The organism is Arthrobacter sorbitolis, from assembly GCF_054510995.1.
Map to the genome: position 1 here is coordinate 210,825 of NZ_JBTNDM010000004.1, position 12,732 is coordinate 223,556.

The 12,732-nt window shown below is 68.2% G+C and carries 14 protein-coding genes, 1 other RNA gene and 1 pseudogene; 14 read left to right on the plus strand and 2 right to left on the minus strand.

The annotated features are described in order from the left end of the window. Positions 1-9 precede the first annotated feature (9 nt). Positions 10-924, minus strand: a complete 915-nt coding sequence (locus ACX80K_RS11015) for a DNA/RNA non-specific endonuclease (RefSeq protein WP_459271913.1) — start codon at positions 922-924, stop codon at positions 10-12. Between the two features lie 429 nt (positions 925-1,353). Next, on the minus strand, positions 1,354-2,727 hold the full coding sequence (locus tag ACX80K_RS11020; protein ID WP_459271914.1) for a recombinase family protein: 1,374 nt from the start codon (positions 2,725-2,727) through the stop codon (positions 1,354-1,356). A gap of 70 nt (positions 2,728-2,797) precedes the next feature. On the opposite strand from ACX80K_RS11020, the pseudogene ACX80K_RS11025 reads away from it, so the two are divergent. The 14 genes and pseudogenes from ACX80K_RS11025 to ssrA form a co-directional block, all read left to right on the plus strand. After that, positions 2,798-3,115, plus strand: a pseudogene (locus ACX80K_RS11025) (CpaF family protein); the annotation flags it as partial. Next, a complete protein-coding gene (locus tag ACX80K_RS11030; RefSeq protein WP_459271915.1) occupies positions 3,112-3,969 on the plus strand; it encodes a type II secretion system F family protein in 858 nt (285 codons plus the stop codon). The pseudogene ACX80K_RS11025 and the gene ACX80K_RS11030, both read left to right, overlap by 4 nt. Then, entirely contained in the window at positions 3,966-4,907 is a 942-nt protein-coding gene (locus ACX80K_RS11035; protein ID WP_459271916.1) for a type II secretion system F family protein, read from the plus strand. The genes ACX80K_RS11030 and ACX80K_RS11035 overlap by 4 nt, the downstream gene beginning before the upstream one ends. Before the next feature lie 82 nt (positions 4,908-4,989). Next, on the plus strand, positions 4,990-5,220 hold the full coding sequence (locus ACX80K_RS11040; protein ID WP_459271917.1) for a hypothetical protein: 231 nt from the start codon (positions 4,990-4,992) through the stop codon (positions 5,218-5,220). A 21-nt stretch (positions 5,221-5,241) separates the two neighbouring features. Further along, positions 5,242-5,655: a TadE family protein gene (locus ACX80K_RS11045; RefSeq protein WP_459271930.1), complete on the plus strand. Its 414-nt coding sequence runs from the start codon at positions 5,242-5,244 to the stop codon at positions 5,653-5,655. Continuing rightward, a complete protein-coding gene (locus ACX80K_RS11050; RefSeq protein ID WP_459271918.1) occupies positions 5,636-6,127 on the plus strand; it encodes a hypothetical protein in 492 nt (163 codons plus the stop codon). The genes ACX80K_RS11045 and ACX80K_RS11050 overlap by 20 nt, the downstream gene beginning before the upstream one ends. Next, a complete protein-coding gene (locus tag ACX80K_RS11055) occupies positions 6,124-6,651 on the plus strand; it encodes a pilus assembly protein TadG-related protein (RefSeq protein WP_459271919.1) in 528 nt (175 codons plus the stop codon). Before ACX80K_RS11050 ends, ACX80K_RS11055 begins: the two co-directional genes overlap by 4 nt. A gap of 65 nt (positions 6,652-6,716) precedes the next feature. Beyond that, positions 6,717-7,832: a peptide chain release factor 2 gene (gene prfB / locus ACX80K_RS11060; RefSeq protein WP_459271920.1), complete on the plus strand. Its 1,116-nt coding sequence runs from the start codon at positions 6,717-6,719 to the stop codon at positions 7,830-7,832. A gap of 170 nt (positions 7,833-8,002) precedes the next feature. Further along, positions 8,003-8,710, plus strand: coding sequence for a cell division ATP-binding protein FtsE (ftsE, locus tag ACX80K_RS11065; protein WP_459271921.1), 708 nt, complete (start codon positions 8,003-8,005; stop codon positions 8,708-8,710). After that, positions 8,707-9,621, plus strand: a complete 915-nt coding sequence (gene ftsX / locus ACX80K_RS11070; RefSeq protein ID WP_459271922.1) for a permease-like cell division protein FtsX — start codon at positions 8,707-8,709, stop codon at positions 9,619-9,621. Before ftsE ends, ftsX begins: the two co-directional genes overlap by 4 nt. Positions 9,622-9,649: 28 nt before the next feature. Next, positions 9,650-11,221 (plus strand): peptidoglycan DD-metalloendopeptidase family protein, encoded by a 1,572-nt coding sequence (locus ACX80K_RS11075; RefSeq protein ID WP_459271923.1) that lies wholly within the window; start codon positions 9,650-9,652, stop codon positions 11,219-11,221. Between the two features lie 71 nt (positions 11,222-11,292). After that, positions 11,293-11,766 (plus strand): SsrA-binding protein SmpB, encoded by a 474-nt coding sequence (smpB, locus tag ACX80K_RS11080; RefSeq protein WP_104179060.1) that lies wholly within the window; start codon positions 11,293-11,295, stop codon positions 11,764-11,766. Further along, positions 11,763-12,137 (plus strand): hypothetical protein, encoded by a 375-nt coding sequence (locus ACX80K_RS11085; RefSeq protein WP_459271924.1) that lies wholly within the window; start codon positions 11,763-11,765, stop codon positions 12,135-12,137. The genes smpB and ACX80K_RS11085 overlap by 4 nt, the downstream gene beginning before the upstream one ends. Positions 12,138-12,270: 133 nt before the next feature. Further along, positions 12,271-12,638: a transfer-messenger RNA gene (gene ssrA / locus ACX80K_RS11090) on the plus strand. Positions 12,639-12,732: the final 94 nt, after the last annotated feature.

The following is a 12,732-nucleotide window of genomic DNA, read 5'->3' on the forward strand; positions in this document are numbered from 1 at the left end:
GTGACGCGACTAGCTCCACAGGTCGAAGTCGAGATCCAAGCACTCCGGGCTCGAGAGCTCGCGCCAGGCGGAGGTCACTCGCGCACTCGGAAGCGCTGCAGCGATCGGCATGCGATCCACAGCGATCAGCTGGGCCATGTCCAGCCCGGTGAGCGCGGCGATGTCCCGGATCGGCACCTGGAAGGTTCGGAACGGTCCCAGCGGGGGAGCGTCGCCGTCGTCCACGGCGCCCGGCCGGGGCACGTCCGGCAGATCCCCAAGCTGGGGCGTCTGATCGACGACGTAGCCCGTGGCGGCCAGTGATCCGCACACCAGGAACACGGCGACCTTGAAGAACCGCAGCGGGATCTCCACGCCCCGGTACATGGGGTCGATGTCGCTGAAGATGGGCCCGGTGAAGACGATCAGGCACCGGTCGTTGTCTGCGGCGTTGTCCAGCAGATACGACTCCAGGCCAAGCCAGAGTTCCAGGCCCTGGTTGAACTTCGCAGCCTGCGGAGCAGCGTTCGTGTAGTGGAAGGTGTCCTCGTTCGCTTGGGCTGCCTCGGCGCGGGTGTCGCCCCAGACCGCCGAGGCCCGGCGGACGAGGTGTCCGCGGTCGATGTCGTTGCGCGCGTAGACCCGTTCCCCGGTCTGCAGGTCCTCCGGCAGCCGTGGATCCAGGCGCCAGTCGATGCCGGACCGGTCGAGGTCCATCAGCTTCGCGCCGTCGATGCCGAGCGCCGTGATAGCCGCCAGTCGCTTGTCGAGGCGCATCAGCACCGAGAAGTGCGTGTAGGGCAGCAGGACGGTCTCCACGTCGGCCAGGGACGGGATCGGTACGCGCCGGCCGAGGAAGTCCTCGTCGAAGCCCTCGCGGTCCGAGAGGTCGGCGACGGAGGTAGCAGTGGTGGTGAGGCGTGGTTCGGGCAGGGTGGCGTCCATCGGCTGAAGGTACCAGCGGCAGGTGACAGGCGGATGAATAGGCTTACGGGTTGGGTTGGTGCAACCCAGCTGCAGCGATGACCTCCAGCAACCAATGCACGACACGGCCGTGCCGACGCGGTCCTGCGCCCCTCGGCCACCGGTACGTCCTTCCCTATCGGCCAAAAGTAGCCGCAGGGCGCACGCAGGGAGGGTTCCTGCGTGCGCCGCACACATGAGGCCCATGAATCTCAAATCTCACCATGCGCGCCCGGTCGTCGACCAGATAATCCTGCCCCAAACATCTCCCGTTCCTGATGCCGCTTCAATGTGGGTTCGCTCAAGCAGGGTCGCCCAGGGACTTCCGCCGTCCATTACCAACGCACACTCACACGTGCTTGCCCTTGCTGCGATAGACCGTTCAAACACGAGTCCAGCATAATCGGCTGCTTAGATCCGCCATTCAGGCACCAGCCGCTCCGGGTCCCAAACCTTTGCGCCGGTCACTATGCGTCGAGGCATCACGGTGATTTTCACAAAGACCTGATCGAGCAATGCCCGTTTCGTTGACGTCTCCATGGAAGGCCAAGCCGCGGCGAGCTCTGATCCTGTCGCTTGCTGGCGAGCTGCCTTCGCTCGGGGTGACGGCAGTGCATAAAGTTGTTCCTTAACGGACTTCGACGCCGCCATCCATTCGTCCGCGTCGATCGTCCCGTCACCGAACATAGTTGCTAGGGCGTTCTTCCGCTCCTCCAGGCGTTTGCTTTCCATCACGTACCGGGCGCGCTCCGCTTCGCCATTATCGTCCTCGCCTTGGGTGGGGCGATCGAAGGCCGCGAATAAGGCCGCGGTAACGAAATTCTCTGTCGATGACAAGTTGATGGAGACCCTTCCGCAGCTTTGGCTTCCCTCATTCTTGGCGCACCTGTAATTGGGGACGCGCGTTTTCCCAGCGAGGCCTCGCTGCATAGGAGCACCACAGTTGCCACAGACGAGCAGCCCGGTGAGAAGGTGCTTTCGAGGCCCGCCCACCGTACGGCCTTCGGAACGGCCCTTGGCGAGTTTCCTGCGCAACAGGATCGAGTCCTCTTCGTTGATTATTCTGTCCCAGGCATCTCGCTTGGTGATGACGCCGCGGTGCTCACGGTGCCCGGCGATTCGAGCGGAGCGTGCGATGCCCACGAGCGTGGCCGCTCTCCATTCAGCGCCCTGTAGCGTAGGAATGCCCCGAGCGTTGAATGAATTGGCTACCGCGTTCAGACCCTCGCCAGCCAGTATTCGCTGAGCCAACTCTCGGATCACGTCAGCTTCCTCGGGCACGATGGTTCCGTCGGATTCATACCCGTATACTCGGCGGCCTGGCCAGCGTCCTTCTTCCGCGTTTGCCTTAGCCTTCCTCAGTAGACGCTCCGACGTTTTTTCTCGTTCTGCCGCGCCGAAGGCACCAAGGATGGTTGCGAACATGCGTCCGTCCGCCGAGGCCAGATCAACCTTGCCCGCGACGACTGATTCGATGGCAGTGTTCGTCTGTTGCGAGAGTTCGATGTACTCGATGAGCTCGCGCATATTGCGATGTAGGCGGTCCATTGCATACACGAGGACGACATCTACCGCTCCGCTCGCCATGAGTTCGCGCAGCTTCAGGTAGGAGGGACGCTTCGCTAGACCAGAGGCTGAGATGTCGTTGTCCTCAAGCTCATCTACAACCTGATAACTGTTCTTCCTCGCGTAGTCACGGCAGTCGCTGAGCTGGCGGGCTACACCAAGGCCCAGGCCCTCCAAGTCCTTGGAGATGCGTGTATAGATGACAGCCTGTTTTCGCATGGATCAAACATAGAGAGAAGATCGAGTCGAGAGACGGTGTTTGAGGGCGCGGCGTGCACGTCTTTTAGGAAGCGTCGCTGACGCCGTGACCAAGATCTGCACGCTGCCGCTCCTGGCGGGCGAGAACATCTCGAGCAGTTTCGTCGTGCCGACGGTCGCGTCCTGCATCGACCTCGTGGTGCACTGCGCGCGGCTCCCGGGAGGCCGGCGGCGCGTGCTGGAGATCATGGCCCTGGGTCGCCGCGTCGAGAACGGCATCATCGAATCGTCCCCCGTCTTCCGTCGCGTGGACGGCGAGCTGCGACTCACGGCCAGCGGCATGCCGGCCGAGGAGAAGTTCGCCGCGGCGGGAGTCGACGTGTCGTCCCTGCTGGGGGACCGGGCATGAGCACCGCCGTCGGCGGCGCACTCGGTGCCGGCCTCTTCCTCGTGTGGTGGTCCTGCTGGGAGCGCCCGGTGACGGAGCGCAGGGCACCGGCACGACGCCGGGTGCTCGAGGACCTCCTCCAGCGCGCCGGTGTCGAGCGCGTCTCGGGGAACGGCCTCATCGCCTCGTGCGTCGCGGTCGGGGCCGTGGTCCTGCTGACCGGATTCGTGCTCACCGGGTCCGTGCCGATCGCTCTGTGTTTCGCGCTGTTCGGCGGGTTCCTCCCGTTCTCGATCGTCAGGTGGCGTGCTGCCAGGCGCACGGCCTCCCTCCGCGAACTGTGGCCCGACGTCGTCGATCATCTCCGATCCGCCATCCGGGCCGGCCTCTCCCTCCCGGAAGCGCTCATCCAGCTGGGGGAGAAGGGGCCGGTCGAACTGCGGCCCGCCTTCCGGGCCTTCGGCGCGGACTACCGGGCAGGCGGGCGCTTCGACGACGCCCTCAACCGGCTCAAGGAGCGCCTGGCGGACCCGGTCGCCGACCGCATCGTCGAGGCTCTCCGCATGACGCGGGAAGTGGGCGGATCCGACCTGGGCCGCCTCCTCGGGACGCTGTCCGAGTTCCTGCGGGACGCGGCCCGCACCCGCAGCGAACTGGAAGCACGGCAGTCCTGGACGGTCAATGCTGCCCGCCTCGCCGTCGCCGCGCCCTGGTTCGTCCTGCTGCTCCTGTCGACCCGGCCGGAAGCCGTCCGCGCCTACAACTCGGCGGGCGGGGCGGTGGTCCTGCTCGGGGGGCTGCTGATCTCCGTGGTCTGCTACAGGATCATGCTGCGCATCGGGGCACTGCCCGAGGACGAGCGGGTCCTCCGGTGAGTCCCGTGATCGCCCTGGCCGCCCTCGCGGGACTCCTGCTGGGCGTGGGACTGTGGCTGGTCGCCATGAGGCTGCCGGCCATGCGCCCGGTGACCCTGACCGAACGGATCGCCCCGCAACTGCGCGCCGTGGACGTGCAGTCCAGGCTGCTCGCGGAGGCGCCTGCGAACATCACGCCGTTCGGTCCGCTCGAGCGCATCCTCCGCCCGCTCCTCGCGGACGCGGTGTCGTGGTCGCATCGGTTCAACCCGGCGGCGGCCACGCTCTCGCGCAGGCTCGCCCAGGCGGGTCGGGGTCAGACGACGACGGACTTCCGGGCCCAGCAACTGCTCTGGGCCGCAGGGGGACTCGCCGGATCCGCCCTGGTCATGGTCCTCCTGGCCGCGTCCGGCTCGGCCAACCTGCCCCTGGCAGTCCTGCTCGTCCTCGGCTGCGCCGTCCTGGGGTTCGTCGGGCGCGACTACCTCCTGTCTGCTGACATCAGGCGGCGCGAGGCCCGCATGCTGGCGGAGTTCCCGAGCCTCGCGGAACTCATGGCCCTCGCGGTGTCGGCCGGGGAGAGCGCCACGGGCGCACTCGAGCGCATCTGCCGGACTGCGACGGGCGAACTCGCGGGCGAGTTCGCCCTCGTCCTCGCTGCTACGCGTGCTGGCAAGCCCCTCGTGGATGCGCTGCAGGAGTTCTCCAACCGGACCCGTCTCGCCCCACTCGCCCGCTTCGTCGACGGCATCACCGTCGCCGTCCAGCGCGGGACGCCGCTGGCGGACGTCCTGCGCGCGCAGGCGCAGGACGTCCGCGACCTGGCCAAGCGGGAACTGATGGAATCGGCGGGCAAGAAGGAGATCGCGATGATGGTGCCGCTGGTCTTCGGTGTCCTTCCGCTGACCGTCCTGTTCGCCGTCTATCCCGGCATCGCCCTCATCAACCTCGGCTTCTGACCCCGTATCACCACGACAGGCACCACGACTGGCACCACGACTGGCACCACGACAGGCACCACGACAACGAGGGGGAACCACCATGAGAATCCTGACCGGCGCGCACCGCATCATCCTGCTCCTCCTCGCGACGGCGGTGACGGCTGCGTCGGCGGTGCGGGCGGTACCCCGGGACGACCGTGAGCGGGGCGATGTCCCCGGCTGGGTGATGATCACGCTCATGTCGGCCGTCCTCGTCGCGGCCCTGCTCGCGATCGCGGGGCCGGCCCTCGAGGGCCTGTTCAACCAGGCGATCGACCAGGTCTCGCCCTAGGTGATGCAGCCGTCCACCGTGATGCCGCACCGGTCGTCCCGCGGGCGGGGAGGACGCCGTCGCGGCCACGGCGAACGCGGCGCCGCGGTCGTGGACTTCGCGTTGATCGGCGGACTCCTGACCGTCGTCTTCATCGCGATCGTCCAGTTGACGCTCGTGCTCCACGTGCGCAACACCCTCATCGACGCCGCCGCATCGGGGGCCCGCTACGGCACGCTGGCGGATCGCAGTCCGCAGGACGCGGTCGGGCGCACCGAGGAGCTGATCCGCGGATCACTGGCCGACGCGTACGGATCCGACATCTCCGTCGGCGAGAGCACGGTCGCCGGCGTCAGGACGCTCGAGGTGGTGGTCCGCGCACCCCTGCCGGTCCTCGGTCTCATCGGCCCCGCCGGCATCATGGAGGTGCGCGGACATGCGGCCCTACCCTCATGAGCGGAACTCCTCCGACGGGCGGGCCGGTCGGGGTCGGGTGGGTGCGGCCGCACGGCCGGGGAGGGACGAGCGGGGGAGCGCCGTCGTGGAGTTCGTGTTCCTGGGCGTCCTCCTCCTGGTCCCGGTCGTCTACCTCGTGCTCACGGTGGGCCGGCTGCAGGGCGAGTCGTTCGCCGTCGTCGGTGCCGCCGACCAGGCGGCCAAGGTGTTCGTGGACGCGCCGACGCCGCAGGACGCCGACACGAGGGCCCGCGAGGCCGTGCGCATCGCGCTCGCCGACTTCGGGTTCACCGAGGAGCAGGCGGACGTCGACATCGCCTGCAGCGCCGCATGCCTGGCACCGGGCTCGACCGTGACCGTCGTCGTGCGCCTCGACGTCCCGCTCCCGCTGATGCCGGCCGTCGCGGGGACGCACCCTTCCGCGGTGACGGTGGACGCCGCCGCGACGCAGATCATCGAGCGGTTCGGATGACGCCCGCGAGCGCGCCGGCGCCGGGACCGGCGTCCTCCGGAACCGCCGGACCCGGGCCGGGAGCCGACCGGCGGGAGGACGGGCAGGTCGGGGTCCTGGTCATCGGCTACCTCCTGGTCTCGCTGCTCGTCGTGACCGTCGTGCTGGCCGTGTCGTCCGTATATATAGGGCACAAGAAGCTGCTCTCGGCCGCCGACGGTGCCGCGCTCGCCGCCGCCGACGACTACAGCATCGACGTCGGGATCGGCGGCAGCGGGAGCGGGGCCGGCACGGGCGCGACGACGCCGCTGCCGGCGCTGCAGGACTCCGGCGTCGAGGAGTCGGCCGCGGGCTACCTCGCCGCCACCGGGGCCGGGACCCGGCTCGCCCGGCTGGCCGTCGACCCCGCGACGGGCGCGCCGGACGGACGCACGGCCCGCGTGGTGCTCACCGCGGTGGTGCGTCCGCCCATCGTCAACTTCCTCGTACCGGCCGGCATCCCGATCGTCGCCCGGGCCGACGCGCGGGCCGAGCTCACCCGCTGACGGTCCACCGCGGAGGCGGCGCACACTCCTGGTGCCCCGGACCGATGACGTAGGCTGGAAGGACCATGGCAGCCACCGATTTTCCCGCAGAGATCCGCGCCCTCCGCGCCAAGTACACGTCCATCGAGCAGGTCTCCGACGTCGAGGGGATCCGCAAGGACATCTCGGAGCTGAGCGAGGAAGCCGGCGCGCCGGACCTCTGGGACGATCCCGCGGCCGCGCAGAAGGTGACCTCGAAGCTCTCCCACCGGCAGTCCGCCCTCGAACGCCTCGAGACCCTCGAGAGCCGCATCGACGACCTCGAGGTCCTCGTGGAGCTCGGCGAGGACGAGGGCGACGCGGACTCGATGGCGGAGGCCGAGAAGGAACTCGTCTCCCTCAGCAAGTCCCTCGACGACCTGGAGATCGTGACGCTGCTGGCCGGCGAGTGGGACGAGCGCGAGGCCGTGGTGACCATCCGTTCCGGGGCCGGGGGAGTGGACGCCGCCGACTTCGCCGAGATGCTCCTGCGCATGTACCTCCGCTGGGCCGAGCGCCACGGCTACCCGACGCAGGTCCTCGACACGTCCTACGCCGAGGAGGCCGGCCTGAAGTCGGCGACGTTCGAGGTGAAGGCGCCCTACGCCTACGGCACCCTGTCGGTCGAGGCCGGCACGCACCGCCTCGTCCGCATCAGCCCCTTCGACAACCAGGGACGCCGGCAGACGTCCTTCGCCGCCGTCGAGGTCATCCCGCTCATCGAGCAGACGGACGTCGTCGAGGTGCCGGACAACGAGATCCGCGTCGACGTGTTCCGCTCGTCCGGCCCGGGCGGCCAGTCGGTCAACACCACCGACTCCGCCGTCCGCCTGACCCACCTGCCCACGGGCACCGTGGTGTCCATGCAGAACGAGAAGTCGCAGATCCAGAACCGCGCCGCCGCCATGCGCGTGCTGCAGTCGAGGCTCCTGCTGCTGAAGAAGGAGCAGGAGGACGCGGAGAAGAAGGCGTTCGCCGGCGACGTGAAGGCGTCCTGGGGCGACCAGATGCGGTCCTACGTGCTCAACCCGTACCAGATGGTCAAGGACCTCCGCACCAACCACGAGGTCGGCAACACCTCGTCCGTCTTCGACGGCGAGATCGACGACTTCATCGACGCGGGCATCCGCTGGCGCACGAACAACCGCAACGACGCCGCGTAGCCGCTACGCGAATAGAGGGGCAGACCACCTGTTTTCGGGTGGCGGTCTTGCGCGCGACACACCGACGGGGTATTGGGCGCCCGATGGTGCTGTCGTTATAGTCGAGGAGCCGCGGCTTCCTTCCCCCAGCCAATGCCCGTGCCCGGCGCACCCCTGGGCGCAGAGCGATCATGATCCGATTCGATAACGTCACGAAGACCTACGACCAGCAGTCGCACCCCGCCCTCGACGCCGTCTCCCTCGACGTCGACCGCGGCGAGTTCGTCTTCCTCGTCGGTGCTTCGGGCTCCGGGAAGTCGACCTTCATCCGGCTGGTCCTCAAGGAGGACCGCGCCTCGCGGGGCGCCGTGTACGTCGCGGGCCAGAACGTCGCCAACATCCCCAGCTGGCGCGTGCCCCGCCTCCGCCGCGGGATCGGCGTCGTGTTCCAGGACTTCCGCCTCCTCCCCAACAAGACGGTCTTCGCCAACGTGGCGTTCGCGATGCAGGTCATCGGCAGGAGCCGCGCCGTCATCCGCGAGACCGTGCCCGACGTCCTCGCGACAGTCGGCCTCGAGGGCAAGAACAACCGCATGCCGCACGAGCTGTCCGGCGGCGAGCAGCAGCGCGTCGCGATCGCACGCGCCATCGTCAACCGCCCGGGGATCCTCCTGGCCGACGAGCCGACCGGCAACCTGGATCCGACGACGTCGATGGGCATCATGAAGGTGCTCGACAGGATCAACCAGAACGGCACCACGGTGGTCATGGCCACGCACGACGACGACATCGTGAACACCATGCGCAAGCGCGTCGTGGAGCTCCGCAGCGGCTCCGTGGTGCGCGACGACGCCCAGGGCATCTACGTGGGCGACGCCGGCGTCGTGGGGGTCGAGTGAGGCTCGCGTTCATCCTGTCCGAGATCGGCTCGGGCATCCGCCGGAACCTCTCGATGGTCACGTCCGTGATCCTCGTGACCTTCATCTCCCTGACCTTCGTGGGCGCGGCCGGGCTGTTCCAGCTGCAGATCGGGCAGATGAAGGGCTACTGGTACGACCGCGTCCAGGTCACCATCTACCTCTGCGTCGACAACTCGTCCGAGGCCAGCTGCGCCGCGGGCCCGGTGACCGAGGACCAGCGCGCCGCGATCGAGGCGAAGCTCCAGTCGGAGCAGTTCGCCCAGTACGTCGACACGGTGACCTACGAATCGCAGGAGGAGGCGCTCGGCCACTTCCGCGACCAGTTCGCCAACTCGCCGATCGTCGACTCCGTCACCGCCGACCAGCTCCCCGAGTCGTTCCGCGTCGGCCTCGTCGACGCCGAGAAGTACGAGGTCATCGACGAGGCCTTCTCCTCGGAGCCGGGCGTCGACGCGGTCAGCGACCAGCGCGACTTCCTCGAGGCGATCTTCCGGTACATGAACTGGGCGTCCGTCGTCTCGCTCGTGATCGCGGGCATCATGACGTTCTGCGCCATGCTGCTCATCGCGACGACCATCCGGCTCTCCGCGTTCAGCCGGCGCCGGGAGACCGGCATCATGCGCCTCGTGGGGGCGTCGAAGGCGGTCATCCAGCTGCCGTTCGTCCTCGAGGGTGTCATCGCGGCGGTGATCGGCGCGGTGCTCGCGTCGGCGACCCTCTGGGGTGCGTCGAAGTTCCTGATCGACGGCTGGCTCGTGAGGACCTTCCCGCAGACGGCGTTCATCTCGTCCCAGCAGGTCCTGATCCTCGTCCCCGCGCTCATCCTGCTCGGGGCGGTCCTCGCAGGGCTCTCATCCCTGCTCACCCTTCGACGATACGTAAAGGTCTAGCATCATGCCGCTCAGCGCCAGGGGACACGTGCGCTCACCAGGGACCTGGTGGGCACGGCAGGACAGGAAGGCCTTCGTGGTCCGCGGGACGGCGGGCAGCTCCATCGCCCTCGTCGTCGCGCTCGCGCTCGGGTTCAGCACGCCCGTCGTCGCCGACGAACTCGACGACCGCAGGAGCGCGCTCGAGAACGAGATCGCCGAGGTCCAGGAGTCGATGGAGTACCTGGACTCGGACATCGCCGAGACGATCGGGACGCTGAGGACCTACCAGGGCCGGCTCCCGGCCGCCCAGCAGGCGCTCAGCGACGCGCAGGGAAGGGTCGAGACGGCCGCCGGTGAGGCGGAGGTGCTGGCCGGCCGCGTGGAACTGGCCCAGGAGACGAAGAACAAGATCACCGAGGAACTGCGCGCCGACCGGCAGGAGATGGACGAGACCCGCGAGGTCATCGGCCAGATCGCCACCGAGGCCTACAAGAACGGCGGGGTCCCCACCAACGTGTCCCTGCTCATGGGTGCCGACGACGTCGAGGACTTCACGGAGTCGATGGACCTGGTGGACCAGGCCCTGCGCAGCCAGAACGCCGCCATGGAACGCCTCTCGGAGCAGAACGCCACGAACGCGAACAGCCAGGCCCGCCTCGCCGCCGTGGAGGCCGAGATCACGAAGCTCAGGGAGAAGGCCGACGCCGCCCTCGCCGCGGAGCAGTCGGCACGGGACGCGGCCGCCTCGGAGAAGGGCAAGGTGGACAGGCTCGTCGCCGACACCTCCGCGCTCTCCGCGAAGCTGCAGGAACAGAAGCCCGTCATCGAGGCGAAGCTCGCCGGGGTCGAGAAGGCCCAGCAGCAGGTCAACGCCGACATCGCCGAACGCCAGCGCCGCCTGATCGAGGAGGCGCGCAAGGCGGAAGAGGCGCGGCAGAAGGCGGAGCAGGCGCGGCAGAAGGCCGAGCAGGAGCGCCTCCGCGCCGAGGCCGAGGCCGCCGCGGCCGCGGAACAGGCCCGGCTGCAGGCCGAGGCCGAGGCCGCCGCCGCGGCCGAGACGGCGCGCCGGGCAGCGGAGGCGGAGGCCGCCAACCGGCCCGCGCCGGCGCCCGTGCAACCCCAGGTCGTCGCGCCGGTCGTGCCGGTCATCCCACCGGCACCGGCACCCCTACCGGAGGCGGTGCCGTCCGGTCCCGGCTCCTTCGGTCTCCGGGCTCCCGTCAACGCCCCGATCAGCTCGGGCTTCGGGTTCCGTCCGACGCCGATCGGCACCATCGACTTCAACGGCACCGGCGGGTACATGCACACCGGGATCGACTACGGCGTGGGCTGCGGTACCGCCCTCTACGCTCCGGCCGCCGGCGAGGTCTGGTACGCGGATTCAGGCGTGCTGCCCGGCGCCGGCAACCGGATCGTCCTCAACCACGGCGTGGTGGGCGGGAACGCCCTCGCCACGAACTTCTACCACCTCACGAGCTACCTGGTGTCCCCCGGGCAGCGTGTGAGCGCCGGGCAGCTCATCGGGTACACCGGGACCACCGGCAACTCGACGGGATGCCACCTCCACTTCGAGACGATGCTCAACGGCACCCTCGTGGACCCGATCGGTTTGTTCTAGGTCGTAGGATGGAAGGCACTGTCCACCCGCGGACCGCCGTCCGCAGCAGTGTCGCAAGAAGGAGAGTCGCCGTGCCGAAGGAAAGTGGCCGGAAAGTGGTGGCCACCAATCGGAAGGCCTTTCACGATTACGCGGTGCTCGACACGTACGAAGCCGGCATAGCCCTCATGGGCACGGAGGTGAAGTCCCTGCGCGCGGGCCGCGCCTCCCTGATCGACGGGTACGCGGTCTTCTACGGCGACGAACTGTGGCTCGAGGGCATCCACATCTCCGAGTACTCGCAGGGCAGCTGGACCAACCATGCCGCACGCCGCAGGAGGAAACTCCTGCTGCACCGCGAGGAGCTCACCAAGATCTCGCAGAAGATCCGCGAATCGGGATTCACGCTGGTGCCCCTGCAGCTCTACTTCCTCAACGGCCGGGCGAAGGTGGAGATCGCGGTGGCCCGGGGCAAGCGCGACTACGACAAGCGGCAGACCCTCCGGGAGAAGCAGGACAACCGCGAGGCGCTGCGCGCCATGCGCGAGAAGAACCTCGGCGCGTGAGCGACGTCTTCTGGGAATCCCAGGAGGACGAGGAGCCCGAGGTCTCCGAACTGAGGTACCGGCGTCCCTGGTGGGTGACGGCCGGAGCCCTGCTCGACCTGCTCCTGCTCCTCGTCGTGGTGCCCGTCGGGGTCCTCTCGCTGATCCCGTTCGTCTTCCTGGTCTACGTCTTCTTCGCGCAGGTGCTCGTCTGGGTCTCGCCCCTGCTGCTCCTGCTCAACATCGCCATCTTCTGGTGGAGCTTCCGCCGCAAGCAGGCGGCGACCACGGCCCTCGCGGCGCTCGGCATCGCCTTCATCACCCTCGCCTTCGTCGTCGTCCGCCTCTGGCAGGCACCGGTCGTCGTCCTCGGACTCACCCTCGGCGGGTAGCCCCACCTCCTGTTCCTCCGGCCTCGTCCTCCCTCGGCGAAGTCCTCCCGGCGGACCCGGCAGGTGCGGTAGACTTCTGGAGTCGGACGGCCGGTGGGCCTGGCGACGCAGGGATCACTTGATAACTGAACATGGGGATGACAGGTTTCGACGATGTTAGTCGCGACAGGGGAAGCGGGCCGAGGACACAGGGTTATCTCGTAAACGCTCCTTGTAAAACAATAAGTGCCGAACAAAAGCGCACTGACTTCGCTCTCGCTGCCTAAGCAGCCTGACTAGTCCGTCAGCCCGGGTTTGCTCTCGCCCCGGATCCTGGCGTCATTTAGAGGGCCACTGCTCCCGGTCCTCGTTGTAGGGACCGGGGGGACACTCATACAACTGGGCTTGGCAGCCACTCGTTCGCACGATGACTGAAGCCGAGAAAAACCGACGCGAACTGCGCCCGGAGAAGCCCTGACAACACTGCATCGGACGCGGGTTCAATTCCCGCCATCTCCACCACCACGAAGCGGGCCCCCGGACCCCTGCCGGGGGCTTTTTCTTTCCCTTGTCCCCAGTCCGAACTCCACCGGGGGCGTGGACTGGACTTGCGGGA